The organism is Pseudomonadales bacterium (genome assembly GCA_024234215.1).
In the GTDB taxonomy this organism is placed as follows: domain Bacteria; phylum Pseudomonadota; class Gammaproteobacteria; order Pseudomonadales; family UBA5862; genus JACKOQ01.
Genome location: JACKOQ010000002.1, coordinates 1 through 16,986 on the forward strand (window position 1 = coordinate 1; position 16,986 = coordinate 16,986).

Sequence of the window (16,986 nt, forward strand, 5' to 3'; positions counted from 1 at the left end):
CCAGGTGGTGGTGCTGACACCGGGCATCTACAACTCCGCCTACTTCGAACACGCCTACCTCGCCCAGCAGATGGGCTGCGAACTGGTCGAAGGACGCGACCTGGTGGTCGGCAAGGATGACATCGTCTACATGCAGACGATGGCGGGACTGAAACGGGTCGATGTGATCTACCGCCGCATCGACGACCTGTTCATGGATCCGGAGGCGTTCAACCCGACATCGCTGCTCGGCGTTCCCGGCCTGATGCGCGCCTGGAAGGCAGGCAATGTCGCCCTCGCCAACGCCCCGGGCGCCGGTGTCGCCGACGACAAGGTGGTCTACGCCTTCGTCCCCGAGGTGATCCGCTACTATCTGGGCGAGGAGATCGCGCTGCCCAACGTCCCCACCTGGCTCTGCATGAAGCCGGGCGACCGGGAGTATGTGCTCGACCATCTGGCCGAGCTGGTGATCAAACCGGCCAACGAATCGGGCGGCTACGGCATGCTGATCGGCCCCCACGCCAGCAAAAAGGAGCTGGCCCAGTTCGCCAGACTGATTCAGGACAACCCGCGCAACTACATTGCCCAGCCGACCCTCAGCCTCTCCACCGTGCCGACTCTGGTCGATCAGAAGATCGAACCGCGCCATGTCGACCTGCGTCCGTTCATCCTCTCCGGCCGCCAGACCTTCGTCACCATGGGCGGCCTGACCCGGGTCGCACTGCGCAAGGGCTCACTGGTGGTCAACTCCTCGCAGGGTGGGGGCAGCAAGGACACCTGGATCGTCGATGAGGAGAACCGCTGATGCTGCTCGCGCGCGTTGCCGAAAACCTTTACTGGATGGGTCGCTACCTGGAGCGGGCCGAGAACCTGGCACGGCTGATCAATGTCAACAGTCACCTGCTGCTCGACCTGCCCAAGGGCATCGCCCCCGGCTGGCGGCCGCTGATCGAGATCACCGGCAACATGGCGCTCTACAGCGAGCGCCAGAGCGAATTCGACGAAGTGCGGGTGCTGCGCTTTCTGGTCACCGCCGACGACAACCCGGGGTCGATTCTGGCAAGCCTCTACTACGCGCGCGAAAACGCCCGCACCATCCGCGACATCATCCCGCGCGAAGCCTGGGAGCTGATCAACGCGCTCCACCACTATGCCAGAGAAAACCAGGCCAGCGCCCTCTCCAAACGGGGACGGTTCGACTACCTCAACCAGATCATCCTGCGCAACCAGACCCTCACCGGCTGCCTGGTCGGCACGATGAACCGCGATGCCGGGTACACCTTCGTCAGCCTGGGGCAGAACATCGAGCGCGCCGACATGACCAGCCGCTTCATCGACGTCCAGTCGGCCAACCTGATCGATGACGAACAGCCCGAGGAGCATCCCCGCAACGCCATCCAGTGGATCAGCGTGCTCAAATCACTCTCGGGTTATCAGGCCTATCGGCGGGCCATGCAGGTGCGGGTGCGTCGCACCGCTGTGCTGCGCTTTCTGCTGCAACATCGGGAATTTCCACGCACCGTGCGCCATGCCCTCGCCGAAGTCGCGGCCAGCCTGCGCAGCCTGCCCAACCATGACCGGCCATTGGCGCTGGCGCTGCGACTCGAACAGGGCATCGAGAACAGCGACGTCGAACGGCTGTCGCAGCAGGCACTGCATCGGCTGATCGACGAGTTGCAGATCGGGTTGGGGGAACTGAGTCAGGCAATCGCCGAGCGCTACTTTCTCAAGCCACATCCGACCGTCGCGGAACAGTCGCAGGATGCATTGGACGTGGAGTGAGCGACTCGCCAAAAAAACGGCCGCTCCAGAACAGAGCGGCCGTCATGTACCGACAGGCAAACCTGCCCTGCAAGTCCTACTTGCAGGGAACCACCTTGCGCAAGGTGTCCTTGGCCCACAGCGCCTGATCATCCGGTGTTGCGCCATCTTCATGCCACTTCTCTTTCACTTCGAGACAGAAAGAGCCGGCATTCTCGATCTGCGGTGCCGGATCGACCGGCTGCTTGCCACCCACCTGCAGGTTGGGGTTCGAGCTGCTGTAGTTCGGGGTAATGGTGTTGCCCATGCAACCGGCCAGAACCAACGCCATCATGCCCAATACAACGGGACGAACGGACATCAAACCCTCCTGGCGCCAGAAGCGCGACGACGAATCAAAACAGTGGAGCGGGCCACGGTCGAAACCGCGCTGCCCGAGCGGCCGCGCATTTTCAGGCGCCCAGTAAAAAGTGTCAATTCAAGGTGTTGGTCCAGCACCTTTGGCACTCTGGACAGTTTTTGCTGAGCCGGCTTGCCGAGGAGAGCAGACCGAAGCGATGGCACGGATGACGCGTAGCGTTTCGTGGCAGTGGGTGAATTGCGCCCGGATGACTGCAGTGGCGACGCGCGACCAGAGGGTTCTGAAGCTGAGTTCTGCCGCCGCCACGCGCGCTTTGGCCGATCTGGTCGATCTGGCATAATGGCTGCTCTTTCGCAGTCCGTTGCGAGCCGGTTTTGGCCGGAGAACCTTCCGCAGTTTCACGCTCCTTCATGAAAGAATCCCTCGCCGCACTGCTTAAGACCGCCCTCACACAGCTCCAGAATCTCGGCGAGCTGCCTGCCGAACTGACCTTCGACCCGCAACTGGAGCGGACCCGCGACCGCCAGTTTGGCGACTATGCCAGCAACATCGCCATGGAGCTCGCCAAGGCGGCACGGCAGAACCCCCGCCAACTGGCCAGCCGCATCGTGGCAACGCTGCCACCCAGTGAGCTGCTGCTGAAGGTGGAAGTGGCCGGCCCTGGCTTCATCAACTTTCACCTGGCGACCGCCCGCCAACATGCGGTGATCGACCAGATTCTGGCGCAGGGTGCCGGGTTTGGCCGCTCCAGCCTCGGCAGCGGCCAGCGGGTGCAGGTCGAATTCGTCTCGGCCAACCCCAATGGCCCGCTGCATGTCGGCCACGGCCGGGGCGCCGCCTATGGCGCAGCAGTCGCCAGCCTCTTTGCCGCCTGCGGCTTCGAGGTGACCCGCGAGTACTATCTCAACGATGCCGGCCGACAGATGGACATCCTCTCCATCAGTCTCTGGCTGCGCTATCTGGAGCTGCTGGGTGAAGCCATCCCCTTTCCCAGCAACGGCTATCGGGGTGACTACGTCATCGACATCGCCCGGTTGCTGCAAGCCGAGGTCGGCAATGGCTGGTACCAGCGAGCAGCGGCCCTGTTCGATGGCCTGCCGCCCGACGAACCGGCCGGTGGCGACAAGGAGGCGCATGTCGATGCACTGATCGAGCGCGCCAAACAGCTGCTCGGTGCTGACTATGGCCGGCTGTTCGATTTTGGACTGACCCACATCCAGCGTGAAATCGCCGCCGACCTGGCCGAGTTCGGCGTCCACCATGACCAGTGGTTCTCCGAGCGCAGCCTGACCGAAAATGGCGAGGTGGAGGCCGCGCTGGCGCTGCTGCAGCGTCAGGGGCTGCTCTACGAAGCCGAGGGCGCGCTCTGGTTCCGCTCCACCCGGTTCGGTGATGACAAGGATCGGGTGGTCCGCCGCGAGAATGGCGTCCACACCTATTTCGCCTCCGACATCGCCTACCACCACAACAAGTTTCAGCGCGGCTTCGACCGCATCGTCAATGTCTGGGGCTCCGACCACCACGGCTACATCGCCCGGGTGAAGGCCGCGATCGCCGGCCTCGGTCATGACCCCGACCGGCTCACCGTGCAACTGGTGCAGTTCGTGATTCTCTATCGCGGCAGCGAGCGAGTGCAGATGTCGACCCGCAGCGGCTCTTTCACCACCCTGCGCGAGCTGCGCAGCGAGGTCGGCAACGATGCGGCGCGCTTCTTCTATGTGACGCGCAAGTCGGACCAGCACATGGATTTCGACCTCGATCTGGCCAAGTCACAGAGCAAGGACAACCCGGTCTACTACATCCAGTACGCCCACGCCCGCATCGCCAGCATGGTGCGCAAACTGGCCGAACAGGGCGAGGCCTGCGACGATATCGCCACCGCCGAACAGTTGACGCTGCTGAGTGAAACGCGAGAACAGCAGCTGGTTGCCGAGCTTGCGCGCTATCCAGAGGTGATCGAACAGGCCGCGCTCCAGTGTGATCCCCACCTGCTCGCCCACTACCTGCGCGACCTGGCCAGCCACTTTCACATCTACTACAACGGCCATCGGGTGCTGGTCGAAGAGCGCGTCCTGCGCACCGCCCGCATCGCCCTCTGCCGCGCCGTGCAGCAGGTCATCGCCAACGGTCTGGGACTGCTCGGTGTAGCAGCCCCCAGTACCATGTAGCGCGGAATCGCCATGCCTGCCGCCAAAAAACCGCAAACCCACGCCACCCGACGCCGCCAATCGGCCGCTGATTCACGCAAATCGGCGCTGATCTGGTATGGCAGCGGCGTGGTCAGCGGCGCGCTGGCTTCGCTGCTGGTGGGCCTGTCGCTCTGGCCGGTCGGCCCGGCAGCCATCACCGCACCCGGCATACCGGGTGATGCCGCAACCGCACCAGCGGCAAAGAGCCACAACGGCCCCGCCAAACCGCGCTTCGATTTCTACACTGTGCTGCATGATCAGGAGGTCAGGGTCTCGGAAGATGATCCGGTGCTGGCAGGCAGCAAAAACCCGCCCACCGCGAGTACGCCGGTCACGCCCACCGAACCCGCCAGAACGGCACCCGCCGTCGCAAGCGCCACGCCTCCCGGCAAACCGCCAACCAGCGACAAAACTGCGGAGAGCCCCAAACCCGTGGCCAGCGAAACCGGCAAGGAGCGCTATCTGCTGCAGGTCGGCTCCTTCACCCAGCCCGAAGAGGCCGACCGGCTCCGCGCCCAGTTGCTGCTGCTCGGCCTGCAGGCGTCAGTCCAGAAGATTCCGCGCGACGGACAGACCTGGCACCGGGTTCAGGTCGGCCCATTCTCATCGCAGGAGCAGCTCAACACCGCCCGCCGCAGCATGAGCCAGCAGCAGATCGAGAGCATCGTGCTGAAGCTGCGCTGACTGCACACCTCCCGGCGCGCATGACGCCGACCCCGGATCACTCTCCCCTTCCCGAAAGACTCGACACCGTTCCCCGCCAGAGAGAAATTGTCCATTTTTTTTACAAAAAGAATGTTTTTAGTGCTAATACTTTTTTGATATATTTTTAATAATATGATTTTAAAGATAAAAAAATAATTGGACCAATCATTGCTTTAAATTTTTAGGAGAGAAGTGATTCCTCTCCCATCCCCTTCAATCGAAGTCTCAGGAGTTGTGCAATGATCAAAACCGCCATCAAACAGACCAGCCTGGCCTCGCTCTGCGCCGCTTCGCTGCTCGCGCTGAGCGCACAGGCTGCCTCGGTCAGCTATCTGCTGAACGAATCGAATTCGCTGCCCGATGCCCCATATGCCACGGTCACCATCGACGACCTTGGCACGTCCGACACCATCCAGTTCACCGTCACGCCGAACCATGCCGAACTGGCGCCCGGATCGAACTACGGTGTGCAGCAGTTCGGTTTCAACGTGATCGGCAGCATTGCCCCGGGCACGACGTGGACTCTGCCCAGCAACTGGTCACAAAGCGGGTCTCAAACCATGAGCACATTCGGCAACTTTGAGGTCGAGGTCAAGAAAGCGGGTCAAGGTGTCCGCCAGGATCCACTGGTCTTCAGCCTGAAAAATTCCGGCCTGACGGTGAACAGCTTCGCCGAGGGTTCGACGACCGAAGGCTATTACTTTGCCGCGCACATCGCGGGCTTTACTGCCCCCGTGGTGACTGGACAAAGCACCTGGGTCGGGGGCTCGACGGTGGCTCCGGTTCCGGTTCCGGCCGCAGCCTGGCTGTTCGGTACTGGCTTGGCTGCCCTGGGCCTGGTGCGCCGCCGCGGCGCCTGAGAGTTCGGGCGCTTGGGATGTCCTCAGGCAGAGCAATCTGCCTGAGGATCCACCATGCAACAGCGTGATCGACAAAGAGGCAGGACTTCTGCCCGTGCACCCCAAAATATCGATATTGCGTGCCGGTTCGCATCATTCCAGTTGCATGTTTTCGCTTCATTTATCCATATTATTGATTTAAAAAAATAAAAAATAATTGGCGCTTTCATTGCTGGCCATGGGTGTGACAGGAGTGCTTGCAATCCCGTCCTGATCCAAAGGCGGTCCTGCCCCTTTGGTTGCCCGCTGAACTTGAAGTATCAGGAGCAATGCAATGAGCAAAACCATCGAACAGGCCGGAATGGTCTCACTCTGTTTCGCCTCCCTGCTCGCGGCAAGCGCGCAGGCTGCCTCGGTCAGCTATCTGCTGGATCAGTCGAATGAACTGACCGATGGCGTGCCCTATGCCAAGGTCACCATCGACGACGATGCCGCAAACACCCTCACCTTCACCGTCAAGCCGCTTGGAGTCTTCACACCCGACAGCAATTTCGGCGTGCAGGAGTTTGGCTTCAACGTGAACGGCAGCATGGCAACGGGCGTAACATGGAATCTGCCCACCGATTGGGAGTCCAGCGGGCCGAAGAACCTCAGCGAATTCGGAACCTTTGACTTCGTCGTCAGCGGGAAAGGCAACGCGCGTCAGGATCCGCTGATCTTCAGCCTGCACGATGCCGGGTTGACGCTGGACAGCTTCGCTGATGCCTCAACCAAAGGCTACTACTTCGCCGCGCACATTGCGGGTTTTGCCACCCTGGAAGGGCAAACCAGCGCCTTCGTCGCTGGCTCGACCACGGTGCCGGTTCCAGCCCCCGCCTGGCTGCTCGGCACTGGTCTGGCAGCTCTGAGCCTGGTGCGCCGCCGTAACGATTGAATCAACTGTTCGCTGCGCCTCACCAAGCTGATCCCCAATCAGATGGATCTGGAAAATGAAAGGGGTGGCGTCCGAGACGCCACCCCTTTCATCGAGCGCCGCTGGCGTCTCAGACCGCGCTGGAGAGAATGAAGATCTGGATCAAATCGAGCAGCGGCTCGGGATAGATGCCGACCACCACGGTCAGCGCGAACAGAATCGACACCATGATGCCGCCGGCGCGCTGCCCCCAGTCGAACTTCGGCTCGTAGCGGCGCATGCCCGGCTTGGCCATGTAGAGTGCCGCCATCGCCTTCAGGTAGTAGAAGACGCTCAGCGCACTGCCGACCACCACCACCCCCAGCAGTCCCCACAACTGGGCGTTGGCGCCGGCGGTGAAGACATAGAACTTGCCGATGAAACCGGCCGTCAGCGGAATGCCCGCCAGTGACAGCAGCGCAATGGTGAGCACGGCGGCGAGATAAGGCCGTTGCCAGAACAGTCCGCGGTAGTCAGCCAGCATGTCGGCATCGCGCTCCTTCTCGGCCCGCGACATCAGCGCCACCACGCCAAAGGCCGTCATGGTGGCCAGCACATAGGTGAGCAGATAGACCAGCACCGCCTCCAGACTGATGGCATGCCCCGCCAGCACGGCAACCAGCAGGTAGCCGAAGTGGGCGATCGACGAGTAGCCAAGCATCCGCTTGAGGTTGGCCTGATTCAGCGCCAACAGGTTGCCGAACAGGATCGACAGCACTGCGATGACCTGCAGCAACATGTAGAAGGCCTCGCTGCCGCTGGCGGGCGTCACCGAGAGAAAGCGGAAGAAGACCGCGAACACCGCAATCTTGCTGACGGTGGCCAGAAAGGCGCCGACCGGCGCGGGCGCACCCTCATAGACATCGGGCGTCCACAGATGAAAGGGCACGAAAGAGAGCTTGAAGCCCAGCCCCACCACCATCAGGCCGGTACCGATCAGCATCAGCGGCTCAAGAATCGCCTCGGGCGACAGGTAGGCACTGATGCCCTGGAACGACAGTGCACCGCTCTTGGCGTAGATCAGCGCCATGCCGAACAGGATGAAGGCCGAGCCGGCGGCCGACAGAACCAGGTATTTGATGCCCGCCTCCAGCGAATGGCGCTGGTTACGGGTGTAGGCGACCATGCCATAGAGCGGCACCGACAGCAGTTCCAGACCGATGAACAGTGCGGCCAGATGGTTGCTGGCCACCAGCACCATGCCACCGGTGGCGGCAATCAGCAGCAGCATGTAGAACTCTTCGCGGTTGCCGTGATAGCCGTTCAGATAGACATGGGCCAAGGTGGCGCAACCGAGGGTCGCGATCAGGATCAGCACCATGAAGAACGCCGCATAGGCATCGACCACCAGCAGTTCGGTCACATTGGCCAGATGACCCTGCCACAGCCCCCACAGCAGCACGAGGAGCGCCAAATTCAGCCCGACGACCGTCAGGGTGGCATTCCAGAAATGATTCCGGCGAAAGGCAACGGTCAACATCACCGCGATGGCTGTGGCCGAGGTGATCAGAACCGGCGCGAGCGGCAGCAGATCGGTCAAGGCAATGGTCATGGCGCAGCGGCCTCGGCAGCTTGAATGGCGGCGGCATAGATCTGCTGAACCTGACCGATGGCGGCCGCCGATGTGTTCAGCAGGGGTTGCGGGTAGAAACCGATCCAGAGCGTCAGCACCACCAATCCCAGCAGCATGACGGTTTCGCGACCGGTGGCCGCCTCGATCGGCTCCGAAGATTGGGCTGGACCAAAAAAGGCACGCTGCACCAGCCGCAGCGAGTAGATCGACGCCAGCACCAAACCACCCGTGGCCGCCATCACCGCGTAGGGCGCAGCCTGGTAGGAACCCAGCAGGATCAGGAATTCGCCAATGAAATTACCGGTGCCGGGAATGCCGAGCGATGCCGCCGCGAAAAACAGCGCCACCGCCGGCAGCAGCGGCAGCCGCGACCAGAGTCCGCCCATCTGCCGCAGATCGCGGGTGTGCAACCGCTCATAGAGCATGCCGCAGAGGATGAAGAGCGCAGCCGCCGACAGCCCATGTGCCACCATCTGCACCACCACTCCTTGCAGCGACACCGTGCTGCCGGCGTAGATGCCAATCAGCACGAAGCCCATATGCGAGATGCTGGTGTAGGCGACCATCCGCTTGATGTCATGCTGGCTGAAGGCCAGCACGGCGCCATAGATGATGCCGACCAGCGCCAAGCCGATGGCGATCGGCGCAAACTCATGGCTGGCATTCGGGAACATCGGCAGCACGAACCGCAACAGGCCGTAGGCGGCGGTCTTCAGCAACAGCCCGGCCAGATCGACGCTGCCGGCGGTTGGCGCCTGCGAGTGGGCATCGGGCAGCCAGGAGTGCAGCGGCACGATCGGCAGCTTGACGGCAAAGGCCATGAAGAAGCCCAGCATCAGCGCATATTCAAGCTCGGGCGCCAGGATGGCGTGACGCAGCACCTCGTAATCGAAACTCAGCTCCCCGCTGACCGAGTAGTGGGTCAGCACCAGCCCGAGGATCGCCAGCAGCATCAGCAGACCGCCCGCCTGGGTGAAGATGAAGAACTTGATCGCCGCCTGGATCCGGGATGAGCCCTTGGCCCCCTTGTGTCCCCACAACGAGATCAGGAAGTACATCGGGATCAGCATCATCTCCCAGAAAAAGAAGAACAGAAACAGGTCAATGGCCAGAAAGACACCGATCACGCCACTCAGCAGCAGCAGCAGGTTGAAGTGGAAGAAGCCGACATGGCGGTTGATCTCCCGCCACGAGCAGACCACCGACAGGATGCCGATGAAGGCGGTCAGCATCACCATCACCAGCGACAGCCCATCCAGCGCGAAATGAAACGAGATGCCGAAGCGGCTGATCCAGGGTGCCTGAAACTCCAACTGCCACTGCGGCTGCGCGGAGACGCCCTGTCCAAGGCTGTAGTCACCCTGTTGCCACAGCAGCAGCGAGAGCACGAAGACCGACGTGATCGACAGCAGCGAGACCCAGCGCGGGATGCCCGAACCGTAACGCTCGCCGCCCCAGGCGAGCAAGCCGCCCAGGGTGGGAATCAGAAAGAGCCAGACCAGAATCATTGCCGATGAAGTTCCTGTTGGTTAACCGAGCAGCAGAAGCGCGACCACCAGCACCGCGCCCAGACCGATGGAGGCCACATACCAGCGCAACCTGCCATTCTGGACCCGACTGAGTGCATCATGGCCGGTGCGCGCCAGAAATGGGATGACAAGGATGGCCTGATCGACCGGATCATTGCGATGCAGGTGGGCCAGCCAGACATAGGGTTTGACGAACAGCCTGTTGTAGAGCCAATCGAAGCCCCAGGCATTCAGCCAGAGTTGGCCGATCAATCGTCCCGGTCCGGCGGTGGCGACGCGGTCAACGAACTGCCGCTTGCCGAGAAACAGCAGCGCCGCCATGGCAATGCCGGCCACCGCCACGCCGCCGGAGATCCACTCCAGCAGATGCTTCGCTTCGCCACCGGCCGCACCGGGATCGGTGGGCAGAACTGCCGTCAGCGGCGGCGTGATCCAGGCTCCGACCAAGGTGGAGAGCAGCAGCAGAAACAGCAGCGGCAGGCCATGGGCCAAGCCATGACCGGCATGGGCATCGCACTGACTCTCGCCATGGAAGACGATGAAGATCAGCCTGAAGGTGTAGAGCGAGGTGAGAAAGGCACCCACCAGCCCCGCGACGACCAGCAGATCATGCCCCGATGCCAGCGCACCCCACAGAATCGCATCCTTGCTGTAGAAGCCGGCGGTCAGCAACGGCAGTGCCGCCAGCGCCGAGCCACCCACCAGAAAGGCGGCGTAGACCAGTGGCAACTTCTTGCGCAGGCCACCCATCTTGAAGATGTTCTGCTCATGGTGACAGGCGATGATCACCGCACCGGCCGACAGAAACAGCAGTGCCTTGAAAAAAGCATGGGTCATCAAGTGGAAGATGGCGGCATTCCAGGCGCCAACCCCCAGCGCCAGGAACATGTAGCCGATCTGGCTCATCGTCGAATAGGCCAGGATCCGCTTGATGTCGGTTTGCACCAGGGCCGCGCAGCCCGCCAGCAGCAGTGTCAGCGTGCCGACCAGCGCCACCAGTTCGAGCACCTGTGGCGCCAGCAGGAACAACCCATGGGTGCGGGCAATCAGGTAGACACCGGCCGTCACCATGGTGGCAGCGTGAATCAGCGCCGAGACCGGTGTCGGCCCGGCCATGGCGTCGGCAAGCCAGGTCTGCAACGGCAACTGTGCCGACTTGCCGACTGCGCCACCCAGCAGCAGCAGCGCCACCAGCGTCGGCGCGGCGCCGCCGCTCTGCCACACCTGCGGCGCCTGGGCCAGCAGGGTCTGGATGTCCAGGGTGCCGAACTGCACATAGAGCGCGAAGAGCGCAATGGCCATGAAGACATCGCCGACACGGGTGACGATGAAGGCCTTCTGCGCTGCCGCGCCATTGGCCGACTCCTTGTAGTAGAAGCCAATCAACAGGTAGCTGCAAAGGCCGACCCCTTCCCAGCCGAGATAGAGCAGCAGCAGGTTGTCGCCCAGCACCAGACAGAGCATGCTGGCCACGAACAGGTTCATGTAGGCGAAGAAGCGCGAGTAGCCCTCTTCACCGCGCATGTACCAGGAGGCGAACAGATGGATCAGAAAACCGACCCCGCTGACCACGCCGAGCATGGTCAGCGACAGGCCATCGAGCCGCAACGTGAAGTCCGACTTGAAGTTGCCCGCTTCGATCCAGTTCCACAGCAACTGCGTGTAGCCAATCACGCCACGCGGCTGTTGCAGAAACTCGACGCCCACCCAACCGGCCACCCCGGCCGCGAATGCGACCGAACCCACGCCGACCAGCGCCACCTGACGCTCGGACCAGCGGCCACGGCTGAATGCCAGCAGCAGATAGCCGAGCAGCGGAAAAAGAATGGTCAGGAACAACAGGTTCATCCGTGCATCTCGCTGGCAACGTCGATATCGAGCGTGTGGTGGCGATGGTAGAGCTGAATCAGCACCGCCAGCCCAATGGAGGCCTCGGCAGCGGCCAGGGTCAGGATCAGGATGAACATGATCTGTCCATCCGGCTGGAGCCAGTGCGACCCCGCCATCACGAAGGCGAGCGCAGCGGCGTTCATCATGACTTCGATACACATCAACATGAACAGCAGATTGCGCCGCACCATCAGGCCGGCCAATCCGAGGGTGAAGAGCATGGCGGACAAAGCCAGACCATGCGCCATCGGTATTCCTGTCATTGCAACACTCTCCACGACTCGTCAGCCACGCTCCGTGCCGGTTTCAGCCGGCAGCCACCGACCAACCCGAATCTATTTTTTGTCTTTATCGCTCTCGATGTGCCCCAGATGGTAGGCCGCCACCAGGGCGCCCAGCAGCAACAGCGAGGCCAACTCCACCGCCAGCAGGTAGGGCCCGAACAGTGCAATGCCCACCTGCTTGGCCCCCACGCTCTCCAGACCGGCCAACTGGCTGGCATCGGCCAGAATCACCCTCAGCAATCCAGCCAGCAGCAGCGCACTCAGAAGACTCGGCCCGATCCAGAGGCGCGGCTGGGTCCAGAGGCGCTCCTGTTCGGTGACGCTGGGCCCGAGATTGAGCATCATCACCACGAAGACGAACAGCACCATGATCGCACCGGCATAGACGATCACCTCCAGCGCGCCGGCAAAGGGTGCACCGATGGCGAAAAAGATCATGGCCACCGCCAGCAGCGACACCACCAGATAGAGCAGCGCATGCACCGGATTGCGGGCGATGATGACGCCGAGCGTGGCCAGCAGCGCGACGGCTGCCGAGAGATAGAAAGCCAGTTCCACAGTCGCTCCTCAGACCCGTTGCGTGCCGCTGCCACGATTCATGGCAGCAACGTCTTGACACTGATCGGCTCCGCCTCGTTGTTGGCCGCGCCCTTGGGTTTTCCGGCAATGGCCATGCCGGCCTGCCGATAGAAGTTGTAATCGGGGTTCTTGCCGCAGCCGGCGATCAGCAGATCCTCTTTTTCATACACCAGATCCTGGCGGCGGTATTCGGCCAGCTCGAAATCGGGGATCAACTGGATCGCGGTGGTCGGACAGGCCTCTTCGCACATGCCACAGAAGATGCAGCGCGAGAAGTTGATGCGAAAGAACTCCGGATACCAGCGTCCATCCTCAGTTTCGGTCTTCTGCAGAGCGATGCAGCCCACCGGACAGGCCACCGCACAGAGGTTACAGGAGACGCAGCGCTCCTCGCCATCGGGGTCACGGGTCAGAACGATGCGACCACGGTAGCGCGGCGGCAGATAGACCTTCTGTTCCGGGTATTGAATGGTGTCGCGCTTGCGAAAGGCGTGGGCGAACACCATCCACATGCTGCGCAGCTGGCTGCCAAAACCGGTGATCAGTTTAATCAGCATGGCGGCCTCCTCATCCTGCCTGATTCACGCCGCTCTGACTGAGCACCACCGCAGCGGTCACCAGCAGATTGATCAATGTGAGCGGCAGACAGACCTTCCAGCCCACCGCCATGATCTGGTCATAGCGCGGGCGTGGCAACGCACCACGAATCAGGATGAACAGCATGACAAAAAACAGCGTCTTGAGAATGAACCAGAGTGCCGGCGGCAGGAATGGACCGTGCCAGCCACCGAAGAAGAGCGTCACCAGCAACGCGGAGACCAGCACCACGCCGACATACTCGCCGACGAAGAACATCCCCCATTTCAGACCCGAATACTCGGTGTGGTAGCCGGCGGCCAGCTCCTGCTCCGCCTCGGGCAGGTCGAAGGGGCTGCGGTGGGCGACGGCCACGCCGGCCAGTGCAAAGGTGATAAAGCCGAAGAACTGCGGCACGATGAACCAGAGCTGCTCCTGGGCTGCGACGATCTCACGCATGTTGAACGAGCCGGCCTGCGCCACCACGCCCATCAGCGACAGCCCCATGAACACTTCGTAGCTGACCGTCTGCGCCGCCGAGCGCAGCCCGCCCAGCAAGGAATATTTGCTGTTGCTCGACCAGCCGGCGAACATCACCGCATAGACCGACAAGCCGGCCAGCGCAAAGAACAGCAGAATGCCGATCTCGAGATCGGCCACCCCCCAGTCGGGGCTGATCGGCACGATCGCGAAGGCGATCAGCAACGCACTCATCGCGATCACCGGCGCCAGCACGAAGGTGAGCCGGTCGACGAAGTGGGGCGTCCAATCCTCCTTGAAGAACATCTTGATCATGTCGGCAACGATCTGGAAGGCGCCAAAGGGACCGACCCGGTTGGGCCCGTAGCGGTCCTGCCACAGCGCCAGCAGGCGCCGCTCGATCCAGCTCAGGACCGCAGCGAACAGCACCACCACCAGCAGAATCACCACCGCCTTGACGACGGCAAGGGTGATGGTGAGCAGATCAGGGGTGAGCCAGTTCATGCCGTCGCCACCTTGCCCGTTTCGAGCCGTTTCAGTTCACTCCAGCCCAGCGCCGGCAGTGGCGGCAGGCCGGTCAACCCCGCCGGCAGACCGACGGTGCCGGCCACCAGTGTCGCGCTGACCCGCGCCGGCAGCCGCAGCAGCCGGGTGCCGATGGTGACCTCGACCTGGTCCGCCTCGGCAATGCCCAGGCGGCTGGCATCGGCCTGCGCCACGGCCAGATAGGGTTGGGGCGCCCGGCTGGCGACCGCTGGAGCCCGAATCGAGAGCTCTTCGCTGCCGAAGATGTGATAAAGCGGCAGCAGGCGGAAGCGACCCTCGGCGGAGATTGGCAGCACAGGCTGCTCACGGAAGTACTCCCCGACTTGAGGCGTCGACGCTTCGAACAGGCGCACACCACCATCGCCGCCGCGCAGATGGCCACCCACCTCGTCCTGGAATCGGGTCCAGGATTGCGGGGAGTTCCAGCCGGGCGCCCAGGCGAAAGGAATCAGCGCGCCGGGTTCGGCCGGTCCACCATAGCCCTCCATCGAAAAGGTCAGCGCCGAGTCGCCATCCTGCGATGCGCGCGGCTCGTGCACCGACAGGTTGGCGCGCATCGCCGTGCGGCCGCTGTAACGCAGCGGCTGGCGGGCAATCTTGCGGCCCGCGACCCGGAAATTCGCATCGGGCGCCGCCTCGCTGATGCGGCGCAATGCCGGCACCTTCGCGGCACAGGCGGCGGTGATCTGATCGAGCAGATCCCAGCCCGGCAGCTCACCACCGATCACGCTGTGCAGCCCTTCGAGCCAGCGCCAACTCTCCTTCAGCTGGCTGGCGAGGTTGTAATAGCCAGGGTCATAGACCTGAAAGAACCGCTGGGCGCGCCCCTCCTGGCTGACCACGGTGCCGTCGCCTTCGGCGAAGCTGGCGGCCGGCAGCGTCACCTGGGATCGGGCCACGGTGGCGGTCAGTTGGTGATCGACCGTCACCACCATCCGCGCTGAGTCAAGGGCGGCATCGACGGTCGCGGCATCGACCCGCCGGTAGAGGTCGTTCTCGAGCACGATCAATCCATCGGCGGCACCCTGTTGCAGTTCGGCCAGCGCGACATCGACCGACACCCCTCCCAGCATCGCCACGCCCAGCGTATTGACCTCGGGCACCACCAGCGTGATGGCAGCTGCCCTGCCCTGCCTGCGCAGCGCAGTGGCGATGTTGGCAGTGGCGTCGATCAGCGCTTCGCAGCCGAGACTGCTGCCAGAAACCAGCAGCGGCCGCTCGGCCGCCAGCAACGTGGCGGCGATCCGTTGCGCCCGTTCGAGCTGCTCCGGAGCAAGTGCAACCGCCGGCGCCTCGGCATCGATGGCATGCGCCACTGCGAAACCGAGCTGCGCCAGCGCTTCGGGCGTGTCGCGATGCAATTCGCTGGCAGTATCGTCGAGCCGGCTTTCGATCACCCCGGTGACGATCAGCGGATGACGCGCCTGCTGACCAATGTTGCGGATCGCCTCATCCTGCCAGACAAAGGCCTTCTTGGCCGCGGCCAGCGCGCGCGCCTTACCCTTGGTCGCCTGACGCAATGCCAGCGCGATGCGCGGCGCGGTCTGGGTCACATCCTCGCCAAGAATGAACACCGCATCGCGCTCTTCCATCTCGCGCAGCGTCGGAATTTCGGCCGTCGTGCTGCCGAGCACGTCGAGGATCTTGCGCACGACACGCCACTCCTGATCGGCCATGCCAACCGAGAAGTTGTCAGCACCGACCAGTTCACGCAGCGCGAAGTTGGCCTCCACACTGGCGCGCGGCGAGCCGATGCCGATGATTCTGCGCACGTGGCGCAACGCTTCGCCGGCCGTGGTCAATGCGGTGTCGATGGTGGCCGATACCAAGGCATCGCCCTGACGCAGCAGCGGAGTGCGCGGCCGTTCGGCGCTGTTGACATGACCATGGCCGAAACGGCCACGGTCACAGAGAAAATAGTGGTTGACCGCACCGTTGTAGCGGTTTTCGACCCGTCGTAACTCGCCATAGCGTTCGCCGGGGCTGATGTTGCAGCCCACCGCACAGTGCTGGCAGACGCTGGGCGCGAACTGCATGTCCCACTTGCGGTTGTAACGGGCCGAGTGGGTCTTGTCGGTGAAGACACCGGTCGGACAGACCTCGACCAGATTGCCGGAGAATTCGTTCTCAAGCACCCCCTCTTCGAGGCGGCCGAAATAGAGGTTGTCATGGGCGCCGTAGACACCGAAATCCTCGCCCTCGGCATAGTCGCGGTAGTAGCGCACGCAGCGGTAGCAGGCGATGCAGCGATTCATCTCATGACCGATGAAGGGGCCAAGCTCCTGGTTCGGGTGCGTGCGCTTGGTGAAACGGTAGCGGCGCCGGTCATGGCCCGTCATCACCGTCATGTCCTGCAGGTGGCAGTTGCCGCCCTCTTCGCAGACCGGACAGTCATGCGGATGGTTGATCATCAGCCACTCGATGACGCTGGCGCGAAACTGCCTGGCCTCTTCGTCATCGATCGAGATGTAGCTGTTGTCGGCCGCCGGGGTCATGCAGGACATCACCAGCCGGCCGCGGCTGTCATCGGCATTGGCATACTGCTTCACCGCGCACTGGCGGCAGGCGCCCACGCTGCCGAGCGCCGGATGCCAGCAGAAATAGGGCACATTGAGGCCCAGCGAGAGACAGGCGCTCAACAGGTTGTCGGCGCCATCGACCTCGTACTCTTTGCCATCTACATGAATCGTTGCCATGCGTCTCTCTATCCAGCCCTGTCGAAAAGTGGCCGCATCGTCACGCC

General features: G+C 62.8%; 14 protein-coding genes and 1 pseudogene. 6 read left to right on the plus strand and 9 right to left on the minus strand.

The annotated features are described in order from the left end of the window. A partial coding sequence (locus H7A13_04310; protein MCP5332564.1) for a circularly permuted type 2 ATP-grasp protein occupies positions 1-784 on the plus strand: 784 nt, incomplete at its 5' end. A 2-nt stretch (positions 785-786) separates the two neighbouring features. After that, a complete protein-coding gene (locus H7A13_04315; GenBank protein ID MCP5332565.1) occupies positions 787-1,761 on the plus strand; it encodes an alpha-E domain-containing protein in 975 nt (324 codons plus the stop codon). 76 nt (positions 1,762-1,837) lie between these two features. Here the strand turns inward: H7A13_04315 and H7A13_04320 are convergent, their stop codons facing one another. Then, positions 1,838-2,101, minus strand: coding sequence for a hypothetical protein (locus H7A13_04320; GenBank protein MCP5332566.1), 264 nt, complete (start codon positions 2,099-2,101; stop codon positions 1,838-1,840). A gap of 410 nt (positions 2,102-2,511) precedes the next feature. Between H7A13_04320 and H7A13_04325 the strand changes: the two genes are divergently transcribed. The 4 genes and pseudogenes from H7A13_04325 to H7A13_04340 all read left to right on the plus strand — a co-directional run bounded on the left by H7A13_04325 (position 2,512) and on the right by H7A13_04340 (position 6,768). Beyond that, positions 2,512-4,269 carry an arginine--tRNA ligase gene (locus H7A13_04325; GenBank protein ID MCP5332567.1) on the plus strand — a complete coding sequence of 586 codons (1,758 nt, stop codon included), beginning with the start codon at positions 2,512-2,514 and terminating at the stop codon, positions 4,267-4,269. A gap of 12 nt (positions 4,270-4,281) precedes the next feature. Then, positions 4,282-4,974: an SPOR domain-containing protein gene (locus H7A13_04330; protein ID MCP5332568.1), complete on the plus strand. Its 693-nt coding sequence runs from the start codon at positions 4,282-4,284 to the stop codon at positions 4,972-4,974. A gap of 794 nt (positions 4,975-5,768) precedes the next feature. After that, positions 5,769-5,855, plus strand: a pseudogene (locus H7A13_04335) (VPLPA-CTERM sorting domain-containing protein). Between the two features lie 313 nt (positions 5,856-6,168). Continuing rightward, positions 6,169-6,768 (plus strand): VPLPA-CTERM sorting domain-containing protein, encoded by a 600-nt coding sequence (locus H7A13_04340; protein ID MCP5332569.1) that lies wholly within the window; start codon positions 6,169-6,171, stop codon positions 6,766-6,768. 109 nt (positions 6,769-6,877) lie between these two features. Here the strand turns inward: H7A13_04340 and nuoN are convergent, their stop codons facing one another. The 8 genes from nuoN to nuoG form a co-directional block, all read right to left on the minus strand. Continuing rightward, on the minus strand, positions 6,878-8,338 hold the full coding sequence (gene nuoN, locus H7A13_04345; GenBank protein MCP5332570.1) for an NADH-quinone oxidoreductase subunit NuoN: 1,461 nt from the start codon (positions 8,336-8,338) through the stop codon (positions 6,878-6,880). Continuing rightward, positions 8,335-9,867: an NADH-quinone oxidoreductase subunit M gene (gene nuoM / locus H7A13_04350; GenBank protein ID MCP5332571.1), complete on the minus strand. Its 1,533-nt coding sequence runs from the start codon at positions 9,865-9,867 to the stop codon at positions 8,335-8,337. Before nuoM ends, nuoN begins: the two co-directional genes overlap by 4 nt. A gap of 21 nt (positions 9,868-9,888) precedes the next feature. Next, the gene (gene nuoL, locus H7A13_04355) at positions 9,889-11,736 is read right to left on the minus strand and encodes an NADH-quinone oxidoreductase subunit L (GenBank protein ID MCP5332572.1); all 1,848 of its coding nucleotides are present in this window, start codon (positions 11,734-11,736) and stop codon (positions 9,889-9,891) included. Next, positions 11,733-12,041, minus strand: a complete 309-nt coding sequence (nuoK, locus tag H7A13_04360) for an NADH-quinone oxidoreductase subunit NuoK (GenBank protein ID MCP5332573.1) — start codon at positions 12,039-12,041, stop codon at positions 11,733-11,735. The genes nuoL and nuoK overlap by 4 nt, the downstream gene beginning before the upstream one ends. Before the next feature lie 72 nt (positions 12,042-12,113). Beyond that, entirely contained in the window at positions 12,114-12,620 is a 507-nt protein-coding gene (gene nuoJ, locus H7A13_04365; GenBank protein MCP5332574.1) for an NADH-quinone oxidoreductase subunit J, read from the minus strand. Positions 12,621-12,658: 38 nt separating this feature from the next. Continuing rightward, positions 12,659-13,198, minus strand: coding sequence for an NADH-quinone oxidoreductase subunit NuoI (gene nuoI / locus H7A13_04370; GenBank protein ID MCP5332575.1), 540 nt, complete (start codon positions 13,196-13,198; stop codon positions 12,659-12,661). Positions 13,199-13,208: 10 nt separating this feature from the next. Further along, positions 13,209-14,201, minus strand: coding sequence for an NADH-quinone oxidoreductase subunit NuoH (gene nuoH / locus H7A13_04375; GenBank protein MCP5332576.1), 993 nt, complete (start codon positions 14,199-14,201; stop codon positions 13,209-13,211). Continuing rightward, positions 14,198-16,939 (minus strand): NADH-quinone oxidoreductase subunit NuoG, encoded by a 2,742-nt coding sequence (gene nuoG / locus H7A13_04380; protein ID MCP5332577.1) that lies wholly within the window; start codon positions 16,937-16,939, stop codon positions 14,198-14,200. The genes nuoH and nuoG overlap by 4 nt, the downstream gene beginning before the upstream one ends. Positions 16,940-16,986: the final 47 nt, after the last annotated feature.

Bases quoted from the DNA above. Each gene is read 5' to 3' on its own strand.
- nuoI (MCP5332575.1), bottom strand. From the start codon at position 13,198: ATGCTGATTAAACTGATCACCGGTTTTGGCAGCCAGCTGCGCAGCATG.
- nuoN (MCP5332570.1), bottom strand. From the start codon at position 8,338: ATGACCATTGCCTTGACCGATCTGCTGCCGCTCGCGCCGGTTCTGATC.
- nuoM (MCP5332571.1), bottom strand. From the start codon at position 9,867: ATGATTCTGGTCTGGCTCTTTCTGATTCCCACCCTGGGCGGCTTGCTC.
- nuoL (MCP5332572.1), bottom strand. From the start codon at position 11,736: ATGAACCTGTTGTTCCTGACCATTCTTTTTCCGCTGCTCGGCTATCTG.
- H7A13_04325 (MCP5332567.1), top strand. From the start codon at position 2,512: ATGAAAGAATCCCTCGCCGCACTGCTTAAGACCGCCCTCACACAGCTC.
- nuoH (MCP5332576.1), bottom strand. From the start codon at position 14,201: ATGAACTGGCTCACCCCTGATCTGCTCACCATCACCCTTGCCGTCGTC.
- H7A13_04320 (MCP5332566.1), bottom strand. From the start codon at position 2,101: ATGTCCGTTCGTCCCGTTGTATTGGGCATGATGGCGTTGGTTCTGGCC.
- H7A13_04330 (MCP5332568.1), top strand. From the start codon at position 4,282: ATGCCTGCCGCCAAAAAACCGCAAACCCACGCCACCCGACGCCGCCAA.
- nuoG (MCP5332577.1), bottom strand. From the start codon at position 16,939: ATGGCAACGATTCATGTAGATGGCAAAGAGTACGAGGTCGATGGCGCC.
- nuoK (MCP5332573.1), bottom strand. From the start codon at position 12,041: ATGACAGGAATACCGATGGCGCATGGTCTGGCTTTGTCCGCCATGCTC.
- H7A13_04340 (MCP5332569.1), top strand. From the start codon at position 6,169: ATGAGCAAAACCATCGAACAGGCCGGAATGGTCTCACTCTGTTTCGCC.